We start from the raw sequence: 16,217 nt of genomic DNA on the forward strand, positions 1-16,217 counted from the left end.
GTGATACAAACTATTACTTAAGATTCAGATAAAACACTATCAAAGCATGAGGTTTTTCTGGACTAGCGTATAGATAATAAGAATATACTAAGGATGATTTATAAATTTTCATAGTTCCATCTTATTATGTTTATGTTTAATGTAGGTAGGTGATTATGTTATGAATAAACAAACAGGACATCTAGGGCAAGTTATTGGTCACGTATACCAATTAATTAATAATATACAAATTATAACTTTAAAAGTTATAGTACCTGAGACTGGTAACTCTCAAAACCATGAGTTGGTGGTGGAAGATAAAATGCCGGCATGGAATCGCTGATATGCTGCACATTTATATACACTGTGAATTATCAAGGAAATAGATTTCAGCTTCTCGTCTTTATGGTGCAAGATATTCTTTTTTGTTTACAAGAAGCCACTCTTTACTATATATTAAAAAAGTATTCCATACCCAAAAGCCCTGCTGATTGTTTTGTCAATCCTCCTTGTGGGTGCGAAAATCCTGGCAAGGAACTAAAGTGTGAAGACTGTAGCTATTTAGAAGGTTGTTTATCTAACTTCAAACCGCGTTATAAACCATCTAAGCAAATGCCAGCCACCACAAACTTTTTTCGCGTTGATGATTTATTGGTGCAGATTTACAACTCTGAAGTAGAAATGGCAGAAAAAGTTGCAGAAATAGCCCAAAACTATTTAAAGCAAGTTCTATGCCAACAGGAAACAGCAGCTGTCCTCTTAGCAACGGGAAACTCCCAACTCAAATTTCTCGACGCTTTGATCACTTTCGGGGATGTAGATTGGTCTCGCATTACCTTATTTCATTTAGATGAATATTTGGGAATTACAGCTGATCACTCCGCAAGTTTCCGCCGCTATATGCAAGAACATGTAGAGAAGCGGGTTTGTCCCCAGCAATTTCATTATATAGAAGGTGATGCCTTGCAACCTCTAGCAGAGTGCGATCGCTATACAAAACTATTACAAGCACAGCCAATTGATTTATGTTGTCTTGGTATTGGTGAAAACGGACACTTAGCTTTTAACGATCCATCTGTAGCGAATTTTCAAGATCCTTACAGTGTTAAACTGGTCAAACTAGATACAGTCAATCGTCAGCAACAAGTTAACACAGGTTATTTTCCCAATATTGATAGTGTTCCTCAGTACGCTTTTACTGTGACTCTACCTTTGATTTGTTCAGCCAAAAAAATTCTTTGTTTAGCGCCAGAAAAACGTAAAGCACAGATAGTTAAACAGATACTCACAGGGTCAATTAACATCAATTCCCCTGCTTCAATTTTGCGTCAACAATCCCAGGCGACATTATTTTTGGATGCGAATTCCGCCAGTTTACTGTAAACACACAGACAAGTTTTGATTTTTAATAGAGGGAACTAAAAACTTTGTTTTTGACATACCCCCAAAACCACAGCATGAAAATACTTGGCTTGTTGGTTGTCGATAAAACCATTGTGGGGTGGCCATCTCCCCCGCCCCATCCCTGCAAACCAATCACCCCAGATAATCTACAGTTTTTAACCATTCCTGATACATTGGAGGACAAAAACCATGTACACTATGTAAATTAAATTAACAATTATTGACACTTACCCCAAAATCATGCTGGCTGCAATTCTCTTTGACTTAGACGGCACCATCGTCAATACTGATCCCATACACTACCAAGCTTGGCAAAAAATGCTGCTGAGTTATGGTGTTAAAATTGACGAAAAACTCTATAAATCTCGCATTAGTGGGCGGTTAAACCCAGAAATACTCAGAGATATTCTGCCACAATTATCAGCAGCGGAGGGTCAAAAATTGGCAGAGGAAAAAGAGGCGCTTTTCCGGCAACTCGCCCCGCATCTCAAACCATTGAGTGGATTTGCTGAATTAATAGGATGGACAGAAAGACATCAGCTAAAACGTGCTTTGGTAACCAATGCCCCTAGATTAAATGCACAATTTATGCTGGAAGTTTTGGGCATCAAAGATGCTTTCCACACAATTGTTTTAGCTGATGATTGCAGAGCAGGTAAACCTGATCCTGAGCCCTATAAAGTTGCATTGCACAAGTTGGGAATTCCCTCAGAACAAGCGGTCGCATTAGAAGACTCTCCCTCTGGTATTCGTGCCGCCGTCGGTGCTGGTATTCGTACCGTTGGCATAGCTTCCACCCATGCTCCGCAAGTCTTGCAACAGGTTGGCACATTAATGGCAATTGTAGACTTTACTGATTTGCAGTTGTGGAAATTTCTTAACTCTTTGATAGAGCAAGATTTAAGCCTCGTCAAATGATCGCTAACTCTTAAAAAATTTCTGGCGGGGCAATGTCTGAACCAACACTACCAGAGTTTAGCCCTGGTTTAACATTTACTTCCGACATCTGAGAGGATTTGAAAACAGACAAAGATGGAGAAGTTAGTATATTTGGATTCACATCCCTGTCAGTCTTTGCTTGCTGAGAAATCAAAGATAATCCTCCCACAGCCCCAGAAACAAGGGCTGTATAGCCTACATACAGGTGTATAGGACGAATATCCATTACCAATCCCCCAGGGGATTTTATGGAATTATACCAAGAAGGTAAAATTGACTGCATGACATCCCCTGGTGGCAAGGAAGCAGCTAAGTTTTTGCCATTTAGTCCTAAAGCATTCCCCATAGCTCCAATAAATCCGCGTACCAAAGTATCTTCTGGTAACACATCGAACTTGCTATTTTCTATTGCTTCCATATAGTGAATTGGCACATGAGTGTAAATATTCATTTGTTGCAGAGAAAGCCCTTGAAACTCACGAGCTTGTTTGAGTTGTTGACCGATTCTGCACATGATTTCTTGACGTTGCTCTGCTGCTGCTTGCTTGGTTAGTTGAGTCGGGTTTGATTTTTTATACAAATTTAACCCGTTGTTTAGTGTTGAACCTGAAGAGTTTGTTTCCGAACATTTTTTTAACTTAATGGTCGATTCCGCTAATAGATTACTTTTCCTACTATCTGTATTAGTGGTTTGGAGTTCTGGTTTACTAGTTGAAGAATCACTGACTGTTTCTGGTTTAACAGTTGGTGAAACTTGAATAGACTCTCTCAATTTTTCTGGTTGTGCGAATTGCTGGAATGCCAAACTAATAGCCTCTCTACCCACAGCTTTTAACAAAATCTTGACTTGTTCTCCTGTAGGTCCCAGCAATTTTTTTAATTTAGCCACAGCACGAAGATAAACTTTACTGCTGTGAAGTTCAGCTTCAATTTCACCCAAGAGCGAACGTAATTCATCTTGAGAGATTTTGACACTAGGATTTCCAGGAATTGTGAACAAATATACAGGTGTCATGGTCATGATCAGAGTTGCTCCTGATATTGAGGCAAAAGTGGTTATGTCTGTATATTTATCGTTTTTTTTCCTTGACCATCCGGAATCTTTTGTATCAAATATCAATCTTTAACGAAAAATCAGTAAAAATACTGTATTAGAGTTGAATTGATTAGTTCTCTCAAACCCTGCTTTTGCCAGTAGTTGAGCCATCCCCTTGATGCAATTTTGAAATATATGCTTAACACCTATAAAGAATATCTTCAAAAATTAATATCTTAATTGTTACTTATAACTCCGTAGCTTTTCACTTCTTGTACAAAAGAGCTGACTGATTGCACATATTCGTCACCAGCAACAATAGCTGTATTATTATGCTCTGCTGTTGGCACTAAGAGTAGTTTTTTTGGTTCGGGAGCGGCATGATAAAGTTCTTGGCTCATGAAAGATGGTACAGTTGTATCAGCAGTACCATGAATGAATAGTACTGGTACTTTTAACTGCGGTACTTTTTTAATCGATTCAAACCGCTGGGTCAAAATTAAATTCACCGGAAAAGTCCGAAAGACGTTTCTATAAACCACCATATCCCGGATAGAAGTAAAGGAACTTTCTACAATCAATCCGGCTGCTTGTGGGTGTTTAACTGCTAAGTCAATGGCGATCGCCCCCCCCATAGAATGCCCATAAATAAAAATTTGCTCCGGCGGAATTTGTTTCTCTTGTAGGAGGTAATTCCAAGCTACGGTTGCATCTTGATAGACCCGCTTTTCGTTAGGAAAGTAACCTTCACTGCGACCATACCCGCGATAATCAATCAAAAGCACGGAAAATCCTAGTTCATGAAACCGATAAGCATGGCCAACGTTAGCACTGATATTGAAGCCGTTACCATGCAGATACAGCAACACATCCGCATCTGCTTGGACGGATTGAATCCACCAACCGTGAATAAGTTTTGGCTGACCATTGCTAACACTTACAGGTAGCCATACATCCTCGTATGGAAGATGAAAAAATTCTGGTGTTCTTTCAACCACACTAGAGGGAAAGAAAATGAACCGAGGCTGCTTGACAAACAAAAGTATACAGATGCCAAGGTAGGCAATGAGAATAATTATTTCTACCATCAGTAGCAAATGGAAACTCAATTGCATTGAAAATTGCGCTTTGTTTAAATTTAACTACTAGGATTTATACTTTATCAGATATTTATAAATGGCATAAATATTTATTAACAAAACCAAGTTGGTTAGTTTCCATTAAAATCAAACTAAACCATAAGTCGATCCAAAAACAGAAATTCTGTTAATCAAGTTGGCTAGACATAGCTAGCTAGGTATGGAACAGTCCTTGCCAGACAGTTGTCACCATCGGTCGCCACAATCTGCAAGCAGTGCAACTAGTTCAAAGTCCCCTATTGTTACCACCAATAGGATAGAGTGGATGTGCAGTGATCCAATAGCTCGTCAGAAGTCGCAACCTGTGGGGGTAAAGGAAACTTACCTAGTCAGTTGCAACCCCTCGGATAAATCCGAGGGGTAGTTCACAATAAAGAACTTGGGACTGGGGATGAGGGAATCCACTAGTTACAATTACGCACTAGCTAACGCTCCATCCGCCAACGGTAATTACAATTCTGGCTGATTCACAAGCCAACTAGTTGATTGCTCATAAGCATAAGCCACCTCAAATAGTTGGTCTTCTCGAAGCACCTGACCAATCAGCTGCAATCCAATGGGTAATCCCTTGTCATCAAAACCACAAGGTATACTTAATCCCGGTAAACCTGCAAGATTTACGGGAATAGTCATCAAATCGTTTAAATACATACTCAGGGGATCACTAACTTTTTCTCCTGTTTTAAATGCTGTGCTGGGAGTAGTAGGACAAACTAATATATCAACCTTCTTAAAAGCAGTTTCAAAGTCTTGTTTAATCAAAGTCCGAACTTTTTGCGCTTTCAGATAATATGCGTCATAATAACCAGCCGAAAGAGCGTAAGTCCCAATCATAATCCGGCGTTTAACTTCTGTACCAAAACCAGTGGAACGGGTACGAGTGTACATAGACAGCAGATTATCTGCATCATCAGCACGGAAACCGTATTTCACACCATCGTAACGAGCCAGATTGGCTGATGCTTCTGATGGTGCAATGATGTAGTAACTGGGTACGCCATAGGGAAAATTGCGACAGGAAACCTCGTGAACCTCGGCTCCCAAGCTTTGCAATTGTGCTATGGCTTTAGTCACAACTTCTTTGACAACAGAATCTAACCCATTACCAAAAGTTTCTTTAATCACCCCAATTCGCAGCTTTCCTCTGTCCCTGAACTCGGGTCTTAAGCTGGCAACGTAGTTGGGGATTTCAACTTTCAGGCTGGTAGAATCCTTGGCATCGTAACCTGCGATCGCATTCAATAGTATTGCAGTATCTTCTACTGTGCGTCCAAGAGGCCCCACTTGATCCAAAGATGAAGCGTAAGCTATCAAACCATAGCGAGAAACCAAACCGTAAGTTGGTTTTATACCCACAACACCACAAAAAGCCGCAGGTTGACGAATAGAACCCCCAGTATCAGTACCAAGGGAAACGACACATTCTTCAGCCGCCACCGCCGCCGCCGAACCCCCGGAAGAACCACCTGGAACCCTTGATACATCCCAAGGATTAGCCGTAGTTTGATAGGCGGAATTTTCCGTAGAACTACCCATACCAAATTCATCTAAATTCGTTTTGCCGATGATCACTGCTCCGGCATCAATCAATTTTTGTGTCACTGTTGATTCATACGGCGGCACAAAATTTTCTAAAATTCGAGAAGCGCAAGTAGTAGGAATTCCCCTAGTACACAAATTATCTTTAATGCCAATAGGAATCCCCGCCAGCAGCCCAATTTCTTCGCCAGCAGCTATTTTGGCATCCACAGCACGAGCCTGTTCTAACGCCTTTTCTGTCGTTACGTGTAAGAAACTGTGTAATTTCGGTTCTAATGCTTGAATACGCTCTAAAGCGTTTTGGGTAATTTCAACAGCAGAACATTCTTTTTTAATCAGCTGTTCATGCAGATCGCGGATGGATGCCATGATTGCTCTCTTTTTGACTCAAGTCTCTCATCTTAGTACATTTTTCAGGGTACTTAATATTTGGTATGAGGTGTTGAAAGTAATTGAGTGCCACAGTCTACCTTGCCTCGGATCCTGACCATTGCCCCGACTATATAGGTAAACACCCTACATTTTGACAGTCCCACCGCTAGAAGATGTTTTACCTGGCAAGTGAGCAATTACACTTATGGTAAAAAACTTTTTGAATTCTCCGGAATTGTCTTTGCTGTTGTGGTATTACTTGTTAGTAGGACGATTTATACAGAAATTCTATAACTTTTAGGGGAACATATCCCCACTTCTTGATAGAAAAACCCGGTTATCATGACCGGGTTTTTCTATGCGATCGCTTTCTCTAGGGAGAAACATTACACTCAAAGTATTAGCTAAATTAACATAAACTATCTCAAGGTCAGTTTATGACTTCTGTAACACCCTCAATTGAAGATTTAGTGTTAGTTGCTGGTGCCACTGCTGGCGTAGGTCAACTTGTCACCGCCAACCTGCTGTCCAAGGCTATGAAAGTTCGTGCCCTGGCACGCAACGGTGCAAAAGCGACAAAAATGTTTAACGAAAAAGTCGAAATTGCTGTGGGTGACATCCGTGATATTACTACCCTCGCCCCAGCCATGCGAGATGTCAATTACATTATCTGTTGTACTGGGACTACCGCATTTCCCTCGGAGAAATGGGAATTTGACTCACAACCTAACTTGCTGGAATGGGGAAGAATTTTGATTGACTCGGAATATCGCAACAGCAAAGCCAAAAATAACCCACAAAAAGTAGATGCTGAAGGTGTCAGCAACTTAGTCTCAGCAGCACCATCTGATTTGAAGCGATTCGTTTTCATTTCTTCTGTCGGAGTTGAGCGCAAAAATCAACCACCTTTTAATATTCTCAATACCTTTGGTGTCCTTGATGCAAAACAAAAGGGAGAACAAGCCATTGTCAACTCTGGATTGCCCTACACCATTATCCGTCCCGGACGCTTGATTGACGGCCCTTACACTTCATACGACCTCAACACCTTGCTACAGGCAAAGACAAGAGGAAAGCTAGGTGTAATAGTGGAGAATGGCGACCAACTTTTAGGTGATGCGAGCCGCATTGACGTAGCTGGTGCTTGTGTAGAATCTATTTTTCACCCATCGACAGAAAATCAAGCTTTTAATTTAGTCAACAAAGGAACAAGACCACCGATAATTGATTGGGAAACAATCTTTTCTCCACTCAGTAAAAAAATTTTCTGAACAACAGTTAGATTTTGTGGATTCTATTGTCTATTTGACTGTTTATACCGGGAAAGATTTATCTGCTGATTACAGGCAAAAATGTAGTATTTTTGGTGCAAGGCTGTCTTACAGAGCTCATCCGATGAAACAGATACTTAACAGAATATTTAGTGTTAAAAGATACCTACTTCGGCTAATTGTACCTTTAGTGATGGTGATTTTCGGTAATTCAGTGTTGACTACACCAGCATTAGCTACGGGTGTATATCAAATACCAAATCTCACCGCTAACGGAAGCAACTGGATTGTAGATCAAGGTGAAATTATTAGTCGCGCTAGTGAAGGTAAAATGAGCAGCGCCTTTGATAATTTGGCTAAGAAAACAGGTAATGAAGTTAGATTTGTGACTATTCGTCGCCTGGATTACGGAGAAACCCCTGAAAGTTTTAGTCAAGCACTGTTTAAAAAGTGGTTTCCGACACCAGCAGAACAAGCTAATCAAACATTGTTGGTGTTAGATACCGTGACTAACGGTACTGCTATTATCACTGGTGAACAAGTTAAGTCATTATTGACTGATGCTATTGCCGAGAGTGTAGTTTCAGAAACTTTGGGTGTACCGTTACGAGAAGGTAATAAATACAACCAGGCATTTGTCGATGCAAGTGATCGCTTAGTTGCCGTCCTCTCTGGGGAACCAGATCCGGGCCCACCGGAAGTTACTGAAACTGTACAGGTGGAGGGTACTTTTACAAAAGCGGAAGATACTGATAAAGGTAACGCTACTGCTTGGGTAGTAGGACTTTTAATTGCCGCCACCATCATCCCGATGGCCACTTACTTTGTGTACCAGGTGAGACAACCATCATCTGATGGCTAATAGGAAAGTTATTCCTCAGTTCAATCTTGAACATACTCTTGCCCTGTGACTAAAGCCACCTCAGCACGAACAAATTCGCGACCTAAATAAGACGCGTGGTCTAACTGAGTGACTGGACAGGGCTGAGTTTCTTCAAAAATCTTGACACAAAGTTCCTTCGCCGTCCTCCCAGCAAAAACATTTGTGTGAGTTCGTTCCACTTTGCCTCTAGCAGGAATTACCCTCCCAGTTTTTGGATCCACTGCCAAACCTTGATCATTAATCACATTTGTGAAATGCTTGGCATAAATTAACCCAGCTGCTCGATCTAAATAGACAATGAAATATCCACCAGGGTCAAGATCAATATGACGTTGAGAAAGTTTAGCATCAATTGCCGCCAAATCTTCAAGTATTAAATCCATAAACATTCAAAAAAGCAAAATTTTTTCTATAGGTTCTTTACACCCATATCAAGTGTAATTCCTATCTTCCATTTATCTGATTTAAATCGGCAAGCGATTAATATCTTTGTTGTGGCCAATTACTACCATTGCTGTACCGCGTTCCAAGCGCTTGGTGGGTTCTGGATTGATTTTAAATTTGCCATCCTGACTCACAGCCAGTAAATTCAAGCCATAGCGGTTACGCAGTTGCAGCTCGGAGATGGTTCTACCGTGGAATTCTTCAGGCACAATCATTTCTACAATACTATTTTCTGGATCGAGATCAAATCGGTCTAATATAGATGGTTTAGTCAGTGAGCGTGCCAGGGCACAACCTGCTTCATATTCAGGGAACACTACATGGTCTGCACCCACTCGTTTTAATAGCTTACGGTGAACTTCACTGGAAGCTTTGGCCACTACATGAGGTACACCACCCTCTTTAACATTCAAAGTAGTGATAATACTTTCTTGAATGTAGTTACCAATAGCTATGATTACCGTATCAAACTCAAATATTCCTGCTTCTTTAAGGGCAGCTGGTTCAGTTGAGTCTAGCTGCAAAGCATGACCAACTATCTCTTCATTTAATACTTCCGATACTAGCCTTTCATCAACATCTGTTGCCAGTACTTGGTAACCCAGTTTGTGTAATGTTAAACACACTGACCTACCAAAACGACCTAACCCAATTACAGCAAACTGATGGTTATCTCTACGCAAACTGCGAAAAAAGCCTATTGATGACAGATTCACATTTGTTATCCTTATTTTCGCTACTTGGAGCCAGGGTAAAGAGAATTACACTAAAATTGGTTAAAAGTTTTAGTTTTTTGCCTACTCATTCATATTTTATCAGTTGATGTTACTAACGTTGATTGATGAATTAGTCATTAATGAACATTAGATAACCCTATTTACATGATCATCTATCCCACAAGTAAATTTTCCTCAGGATAGTGGATTCTACTGGGGCGGGGGTCTCCCAGCACAGCAGCCATCAGCAGTAAAACACCCACTCTTCCCGCATACATGGTGACAATTAAAATCAGCTTTGCTGCCACTGAGATGCTACTAGTGATACCTGTAGAAAGTCCTACTGTAGCAAATGCTGATACAACTTCAAACAGAAGTTGAATAAAATTTAGTGTTGGATCTGTGAGAGAAATTAAAATTGTAGACAACAGCACCATAGCTACGGAACCAACTAAAACAGCAACAGCTTTTAAAATTAAAGATATTGCTATTTTCCGTTCATATAATAAAACTTCTTCTTTACCTTGGAGAATTGCTTTCGTGCAACTGGTAAGAACTCTTAGTGTTGTGGTTTTTATACCTCCTCCTGTGCCACCCGGACTGGCACCAACAAACATTAATGCAATAGTAATAAATAGCCCAGCAGGTGTCATTTTACTAATATCAATGCTATTAAAACCAGCAGTTCTAGTAGTAACTGATTGAAACCAAGCTGCAAGTAACTGGGTATTTAAGTTCATTGAACCAAATGTTTCCTGGTTTTTGATATCGATGACAAAAAATGCGATTGCTCCCATGAATAAAAGTATTAAGGTGGTGCTACATGCCACCTTAAAATCCAAAGAAAATAATAAGTTAGTGTTTTTTTTCAGCAGGCGATCGCGCAACCAAAGATACATTTCTAATATTACCTGATAGCCAATGCCACCAAAAATTATCAACATTGTAATAGTGAATACTACTAACAAAGATGACTGATATGCCACTAAGCTATCTGAGAATAAGCTAAAGCCAGCATTATTCCAAGCGGAAATACTATGAAAAATAGCCAGCCAAATTCCTTGATTCCAGCCATAATCAGGAACAAATGCAGGTATAAGTAAAAAGATACCTGTAAGTTCAAAAACCATAGTTGTGGCAATAATTGACTGGATAACTTGGGTGCTACCATGCATTCCCGGTCGGTCTAAAGCTTGTTGAATAGCGATTTTTTGTCGAAGGTTAAACTTACGTCCAACCAGCAGAATTAGAAAAGTAGTGGTTGTCATATACCCTAATCCGCCAATTTGAGCTAAAAGCAGAATGCACAACTGACCCCAAAAAGAAAAATCAGTCCCAGTATCAACCACAGCTAACCCAGTGACACAAACAGCGGAAGTTGCTGTAAATAGTGCCACAATTGGGTCATTCCAAGTACCAGTGGTAGTAGAGAAAGGCATCATTAGCAAGATGGTTCCCACTGTGATGACAGCTAAAAATCCCAAGCAAACTGTGCGAGAAACAGTCATAACAAAATAGACACTTACAAATCCTTCTAGGGAATATACATCAGTTAACAGCCCTGGAAGCAAAAACATTATTATTCAATTAAAAACACACATGGTAGCCTACCAGTATGTTTATTTAAATTTGCCATTGTTTAAACATGGCCTTGTCTATGAGCAGATCACTTTACCAGCAAATACAGCAATTTTACGATGCTTCCTCCGGTCTGTGGGAACAGATTTGGGGTGAGCACATGCACCACGGCTACTACGGGGCGGATGGTAACCAAAAAAAAGACCGCCGACAGGCTCAAATTGATTTAATCGAAGAATTACTCAAGTGGGCAGGGGTGGAAACAGCAGAAAACATTCTGGATGTGGGTTGTGGTATTGGCGGCAGTTCTCTCTATTTAGCAGGTAAGTTTAATGCTAAAGCAACAGGGATTACTTTAAGTCCAGTACAAGCCCGTAGGGCGAAAGAACGCGCTATGGATGCTGGTTTGAGTGGTAGGACTCAGTTTCAAGTCGCAAACGCCCAAGCAATGCCTTTTGCTGACGATTCCTTTGACTTGGTGTGGTCACTAGAAAGTGGTGAACATATGCCAGATAAAACTAAATTTTTGCAAGAGTGCTATCGAGTGTTGAAACCTGGTGGAAGGCTGATTTTGGTAACTTGGTGTCATCGTACGACTAATGACTCACCATTGACAACAGATGAACAAAAGCATTTGCAAAATATTTATCGGGTGTATTGTCTACCCTACGTCATTTCCTTAGCAGAATATGAAGCCATTGCTCGTCAACTTCCATTAAACCATCTCCGCACTGCTGATTGGTCAACCGCTGTTGCGCCATTTTGGAATATTGTCATTGATTCCGCTTTAACCCCCCAAGGGATTTTCGGGTTACTTACTTCCGGTTGGACAACTATTCAAGGCGCATTATCACTGGGATTAATGCGTGACGGTTATCAACGTGGGTTAATTCGCTTTGGGTTGTTGTGTGGAAATAAATAAGGGTCGTGATTAATCAGGGTTTAAGGGGCGTTCACTTTTCACAACAAACATAGTTGGGTTTATTCCTGCTGACCTGCTTGTGAATGACCATTCCCCAGTCCACAGTCATTGATTGAAAGTTTTTATGAGTCAAATTTCTGGTGGTTCTTCTAATTTCAAAAATACTTGGCTTTATGCTTTCTGGAAATTCTCCCGTCCACACACAATTATTGGCACGAGTTTAAGTGTGTGGGGCTTGTATTTAATTGCCATTGCTATCACTGCAACTGCTTTTTCTCTTGGGCAATTAATTTCACTTCTGGGCGCTTGGGTGGCCTGTTTGTGTGGGAATATTTATATTGTCGGGTTGAATCAACTAGAAGATGTTGAGATTGACAAAATTAATAAACCTCACTTACCCCTGGCGTCAGGGGAATTTTCTGAGAAGCAAGGGCAATTAATTGTCATTACTATGGGAATTCTCTCCCTAGTTGTGGCCTGGCTAACTGGGCCTTTTTTGTTAGGTATGGTGATTGTGAGTTTGGCAATTGGTACTGCTTATTCTTTACCACCCATTCGCTTGAAGCAATTTCCCTTTTGGGCAGCACTATGTATTTTTTCAGTGCGGGGAACTATTGTGAATTTGGGGCTATTTTTGCATTTCAATTGGCTATTGGGACAAGCTCCCACAATTCCGCCCGCAGTTTGGGTACTGACAATATTTATCTTGGTGTTTACCTTTGCCATCGCCATCTTCAAAGATATACCTGATATAGAAGGCGATCGCCTTTACAATATCACTACTTTAACTATCCAGCTGGGCCCACAAGCAGTATTTAATTTGGCGCTTTGGGTGCTAACTCTTTCCTATTTGGCAATAATTATAGTGGGTGTGCTGCGTTTTCCCGCCATGAACCCAGAATTTGTGGTGATGAGTCATCTGGTAGTGATGGCTGGGATGTGGATGCGAAGTTTAGCAGTGGACTTGGAAGATAAAACTGCGATTGCCCAATTCTACCAATTTATTTGGAAACTCTTTTACCTGGAATATATTATGTTCCCTATCGCTTGTCTTTTAGCTTAAAACTATAGTAATCCCCTTTGATTGCTGAAATTACTTGTACAGAGAGGGAGCAGGTAAAATGAGTAAAAATATACCCAGTTGTGTTGAAAAATCAAATAGGAGTTCTATATGTTAGAAAATTTTAAACCCACTGATATTTTTGCCATAACCTCAGTTATTATTGCTTTGGCGATTCTCGCTTATTTTTCTTGGAAAACTTTGATTACCTCTAACTTTTTCCAAAAAGGGGTAAATCTTTATCAACAAAAAGACTATGAAGGCGCAGAAGTAGCTTTTCGGCAGGTGATTGCTATCAACTCTACTAATGACGTGGTAAGGTTGCTATTGGGAGATATTTTAAAAGAGCAAGGCAAGGTCAAAGAGGCAACAGAATTATACCAAGAAGTGATTCGCAGCAGTCCTAAAAATCCTGATGCCTACTTGCGTCTAGCTAATGTTTTAATACAGGAAAATCAGCCAGTAAAAGCAAAAGCTAATCTACAACAAGCTCAAGATTTATTGCAAAAACAGCGCCAGCCCCAACGGGCAGAAAAAATCAGTCATTTGTTAGAGAAAATTAACACTAAATCTGAGAATCAAGTCTAGATTTATCTAGCAGCAAAAAAATCCTTTATTGCTCCCTCTCCTGATTAACGAGAGGTTTAGAGTAAGACTTGATCAGCGGTATGAAAAAAGAAACGCTCTTTATCCGTACCCAGTCTAATAGAGATATCAATAAATCAAATCTGCGTTTTCCATAACCATCATAGAAATAATTCATGAATTTTTCCTACATTTTTTTTCGTAGATATCCAGTAGTGGGAATGAGTCACAAAAGTATGTAATAATAAGCCGATTGCATACACTAGTTAGCTATCAATTGTGCAAGATACCGAATCTATTAACGACCTTGCTGCGGCTTTGCAACAACCAGCCGACCTCAGCTTTGAACTGCCCGATCCAGAAGATGAAGAGATTTTAGACTCAGACTTTCAACAACAGTTGAATGTAGCTTGGCAGGTATGCGACCGCTTCGACCTGCAAACCGAAATCTGGCGGGGACGAATTTTACGGGCCATCCGCGATCGAGAGAAAAAAGGTGGTGACGGACGTGGCACAGGATTTCTCAGATGGCTGAAAGAACGGGAAATTAGTAAAAGTCAAGCCTACGCTTGGATTCAATTAGCTAATAGCGCTGATACTCTCCTAGAAGAAGGAAAACTTGACCCAAGCTCGGTTAATAACTTTAGCAAAAGGGCATTTGTCGAAACCTCAAAAGCAGTCCCTGAAGTTCAACAGATGGTCAGTGAAGCGGCACAAAAAGGCGACCAAATCACGAGGCGAGAAGTCCGCCAACTCACCGACGAATGGACAGCCATGTCCTCGGAGTTATTACCTGAATCAGTGAAGGTAAAAGCAGCAGAAAACTCCCTTCCCTCGCGCTACATTGCTCCTTTGGTAAAGGAAATGGAAAAACTGCCAGAACCACACCAAAAGTTTATTCAAAAAGAAATTACTATTAGTCCTGATATTGATACCATCAAACAGATAACTTCAGAAGCCCGTCACCTAGCTAAATATCTCAAATCTGCCGCCCAAGTCCAAGCACTGACACAGGCAGATATCGACATTGAAACAGCACTAGAAGAAGCGCAAAGAATTGGCTGTTTGAGTATAGCCGCCGATTTGGTCAATCAAGCATCACAGATAGAACAAACAATTGCCAAGTTGTACATGACTTGGAAACGCATTGGGAATTTAGCAGATCGCCTATATGTAGATACTGGTGCTAGTACACCCCACCTGCGAGAGCTCCTCAGTAGCATCGAACCTCTCGGTGGTGAAGTCATGGAACTACGACTGAGTGGCAGTACTGAACACGCAATCCGTTTACAAATCCAGGAAACGAGTTAGTCATCGGTCATTGGTAAAAGAATACTTTTTTCACCTTAATTCTTAATTCCTGTGGCAGCTATACCGCGAATAAATTGACGCTGACCGATAAGGAATAGCACCATGATAGGAACAGTTGCTATGGTCACTGCAGCCATCATCAGGGGCCAATTATTGGTAAATTGCTCTTGAAACTCTGCTAAAGCCATCTGTACCGTTCTCAATTCTGGTCTGGTGGTAAATACCAACGGCTTAAACAAATCGTTCCATTCAGCAATGAAGGTAAACAGAAACAGTGTCACCAGAGCTGGACGGGCTAAAGGCAACATGACTCGCCACAAAATTTCCAATCGGTTCGCTCCATCTATGGTTGCTGCTTCTTCCAACTCTACGGGAATTGTTTGGAAATACTGACGTAACAAGAAAATTCCAAAGCCATTGACCGCAGTCGGTAAAATCAGCGCCCCATAAGTATTTATCAGGTGTCCCCACTTTAAAACTAAGAAGATGGGAATCACCAATAATTGAAAGGGAATTACTAAAGTAGCCAAGACAACCAGTAAAAGAACTTGTTGACCGCGAAACTTCAATCTGGCCAGAGCATAACCCGCCAATGCAGAAGTGACCATCTGAAAACCCGTCACAGCGATCGCGACTAAGGTAGAATTAGCAAACGCTAGTAAAAACCTTCCCCGTTGCCATGCATCGTGGTAATTAACTAAAGACCAGTTACTTTTGGTTAAAACTTCTAAGGTATCGCCTGGAGGTACAAAAGAGGTAAGAAAGACTACGAGCAAGGGTAATAGGACAATAAATGCCCCTAATAGCAATACTCCTAACCTGAAAAAATTGGTAGATTTTAGATTGCAGTTGTTTTTGGGCATGAGTTGAGCGTTAAAGCATTTGTGTTCTCTTACTAGAGCATCGCCCCCAGTAAAGGCTAATCTATAACATAGTGACTTGTTAAGTTAAATTAAACCATAGTGATCATTACCCTCAATAAACAGGGAAAATCAAATTTTTGTAGCAAATGATTCAAGTTTACAGGAGTAAACACACC

Annotated in this window: 16 protein-coding genes; 9 read left to right on the forward strand and 7 right to left on the reverse strand. The window is 40.7% G+C overall.

All coding sequences use genetic code 11. From position 1 onward, the window contains the following. The first annotated feature begins 160 nt into the window (after window positions 1–160). The 3 genes from NWP25_RS04920 to NWP25_RS04930 all read left to right on the forward strand — a co-directional run bounded on the left by NWP25_RS04920 (window position 161) and on the right by NWP25_RS04930 (window position 2,301). Window positions 161–322 carry a hypothetical protein gene (locus NWP25_RS04920; RefSeq protein ID WP_280651271.1) on the forward strand — a complete coding sequence of 54 codons (162 nt, stop codon included), beginning with the start codon at window positions 161–163 and terminating at the stop codon, window positions 320–322. Window positions 323–591: 269 nt separating this feature from the next. After that, window positions 592–1,362 (forward strand): glucosamine-6-phosphate deaminase, encoded by a 771-nt coding sequence (locus NWP25_RS04925; RefSeq protein WP_280651340.1) that lies wholly within the window; start codon window positions 592–594, stop codon window positions 1,360–1,362. Window positions 1,363–1,623: 261 nt separating this feature from the next. Continuing rightward, on the forward strand, window positions 1,624–2,301 hold the full coding sequence (locus NWP25_RS04930) for an HAD family hydrolase (protein WP_280698955.1): 678 nt from the start codon (window positions 1,624–1,626) through the stop codon (window positions 2,299–2,301). A gap of 10 nt (window positions 2,302–2,311) precedes the next feature. Here the strand turns inward: NWP25_RS04930 and NWP25_RS04935 are convergent, their stop codons facing one another. The 3 genes from NWP25_RS04935 to gatA form a co-directional block, all read right to left on the reverse strand. Continuing rightward, on the reverse strand, window positions 2,312–3,343 hold the full coding sequence (locus tag NWP25_RS04935) for a helix-turn-helix domain-containing protein (protein WP_280698956.1): 1,032 nt from the start codon (window positions 3,341–3,343) through the stop codon (window positions 2,312–2,314). A gap of 251 nt (window positions 3,344–3,594) precedes the next feature. Next, a complete protein-coding gene (locus NWP25_RS04940) occupies window positions 3,595–4,473 on the reverse strand; it encodes an alpha/beta hydrolase (protein ID WP_280651274.1) in 879 nt (292 codons plus the stop codon). A gap of 474 nt (window positions 4,474–4,947) precedes the next feature. Continuing rightward, window positions 4,948–6,405 (reverse strand): Asp-tRNA(Asn)/Glu-tRNA(Gln) amidotransferase subunit GatA, encoded by a 1,458-nt coding sequence (gatA, locus tag NWP25_RS04945; protein ID WP_280651275.1) that lies wholly within the window; start codon window positions 6,403–6,405, stop codon window positions 4,948–4,950. Window positions 6,406–6,845: 440 nt separating this feature from the next. Here gatA and NWP25_RS04950 point away from each other — a divergent pair, with 440 nt between their 5' ends. Beyond that, complete coding sequence (locus NWP25_RS04950; RefSeq protein WP_280651276.1) at window positions 6,846–7,679, forward strand: SDR family oxidoreductase; 834 nt, start codon at window positions 6,846–6,848, stop codon at window positions 7,677–7,679. A gap of 124 nt (window positions 7,680–7,803) precedes the next feature. Then, window positions 7,804–8,541, forward strand: coding sequence for a photosystem II repair protein Psb32 (psb32, locus tag NWP25_RS04955; RefSeq protein ID WP_280651277.1), 738 nt, complete (start codon window positions 7,804–7,806; stop codon window positions 8,539–8,541). A 20-nt stretch (window positions 8,542–8,561) separates the two neighbouring features. Here psb32 and NWP25_RS04960 read toward each other — a convergent pair whose 3' ends face one another. From NWP25_RS04960 to NWP25_RS04970, 3 genes are all read right to left on the reverse strand, one after another. Continuing rightward, window positions 8,562–8,945 (reverse strand): DUF4346 domain-containing protein, encoded by a 384-nt coding sequence (locus tag NWP25_RS04960; RefSeq protein ID WP_280651278.1) that lies wholly within the window; start codon window positions 8,943–8,945, stop codon window positions 8,562–8,564. A gap of 81 nt (window positions 8,946–9,026) precedes the next feature. Further along, window positions 9,027–9,722, reverse strand: coding sequence for a potassium channel family protein (locus tag NWP25_RS04965; RefSeq protein WP_280651279.1), 696 nt, complete (start codon window positions 9,720–9,722; stop codon window positions 9,027–9,029). A 173-nt stretch (window positions 9,723–9,895) separates the two neighbouring features. Continuing rightward, window positions 9,896–11,230 carry a TrkH family potassium uptake protein gene (locus NWP25_RS04970; RefSeq protein ID WP_280651280.1) on the reverse strand — a complete coding sequence of 445 codons (1,335 nt, stop codon included), beginning with the start codon at window positions 11,228–11,230 and terminating at the stop codon, window positions 9,896–9,898. 149 nt (window positions 11,231–11,379) lie between these two features. Between NWP25_RS04970 and NWP25_RS04975 the strand changes: the two genes are divergently transcribed. From NWP25_RS04975 to NWP25_RS04990, 4 genes are all read left to right on the forward strand, one after another. Further along, window positions 11,380–12,222 carry a methyltransferase domain-containing protein gene (locus NWP25_RS04975; protein WP_280651281.1) on the forward strand — a complete coding sequence of 281 codons (843 nt, stop codon included), beginning with the start codon at window positions 11,380–11,382 and terminating at the stop codon, window positions 12,220–12,222. A gap of 124 nt (window positions 12,223–12,346) precedes the next feature. Next, window positions 12,347–13,285, forward strand: a complete 939-nt coding sequence (locus NWP25_RS04980; protein ID WP_280651282.1) for a homogentisate phytyltransferase — start codon at window positions 12,347–12,349, stop codon at window positions 13,283–13,285. 108 nt (window positions 13,286–13,393) lie between these two features. Beyond that, window positions 13,394–13,870 carry a tetratricopeptide repeat protein gene (locus NWP25_RS04985; RefSeq protein WP_280687686.1) on the forward strand — a complete coding sequence of 159 codons (477 nt, stop codon included), beginning with the start codon at window positions 13,394–13,396 and terminating at the stop codon, window positions 13,868–13,870. A 276-nt stretch (window positions 13,871–14,146) separates the two neighbouring features. Next, complete coding sequence (locus NWP25_RS04990; RefSeq protein WP_280651284.1) at window positions 14,147–15,178, forward strand: hypothetical protein; 1,032 nt, start codon at window positions 14,147–14,149, stop codon at window positions 15,176–15,178. A 35-nt stretch (window positions 15,179–15,213) separates the two neighbouring features. Here NWP25_RS04990 and NWP25_RS04995 read toward each other — a convergent pair whose 3' ends face one another. Then, entirely contained in the window at window positions 15,214–16,041 is an 828-nt protein-coding gene (locus tag NWP25_RS04995) for a carbohydrate ABC transporter permease (RefSeq protein ID WP_280651285.1), read from the reverse strand. Window positions 16,042–16,217 lie beyond the last annotated feature (176 nt).

The organism is Umezakia ovalisporum Ak1311 (assembly GCF_029891685.1).
In the GTDB taxonomy this organism is placed as follows: Bacteria; Cyanobacteriota; Cyanobacteriia; order Cyanobacteriales; family Nostocaceae; genus Umezakia; species Umezakia ovalisporum.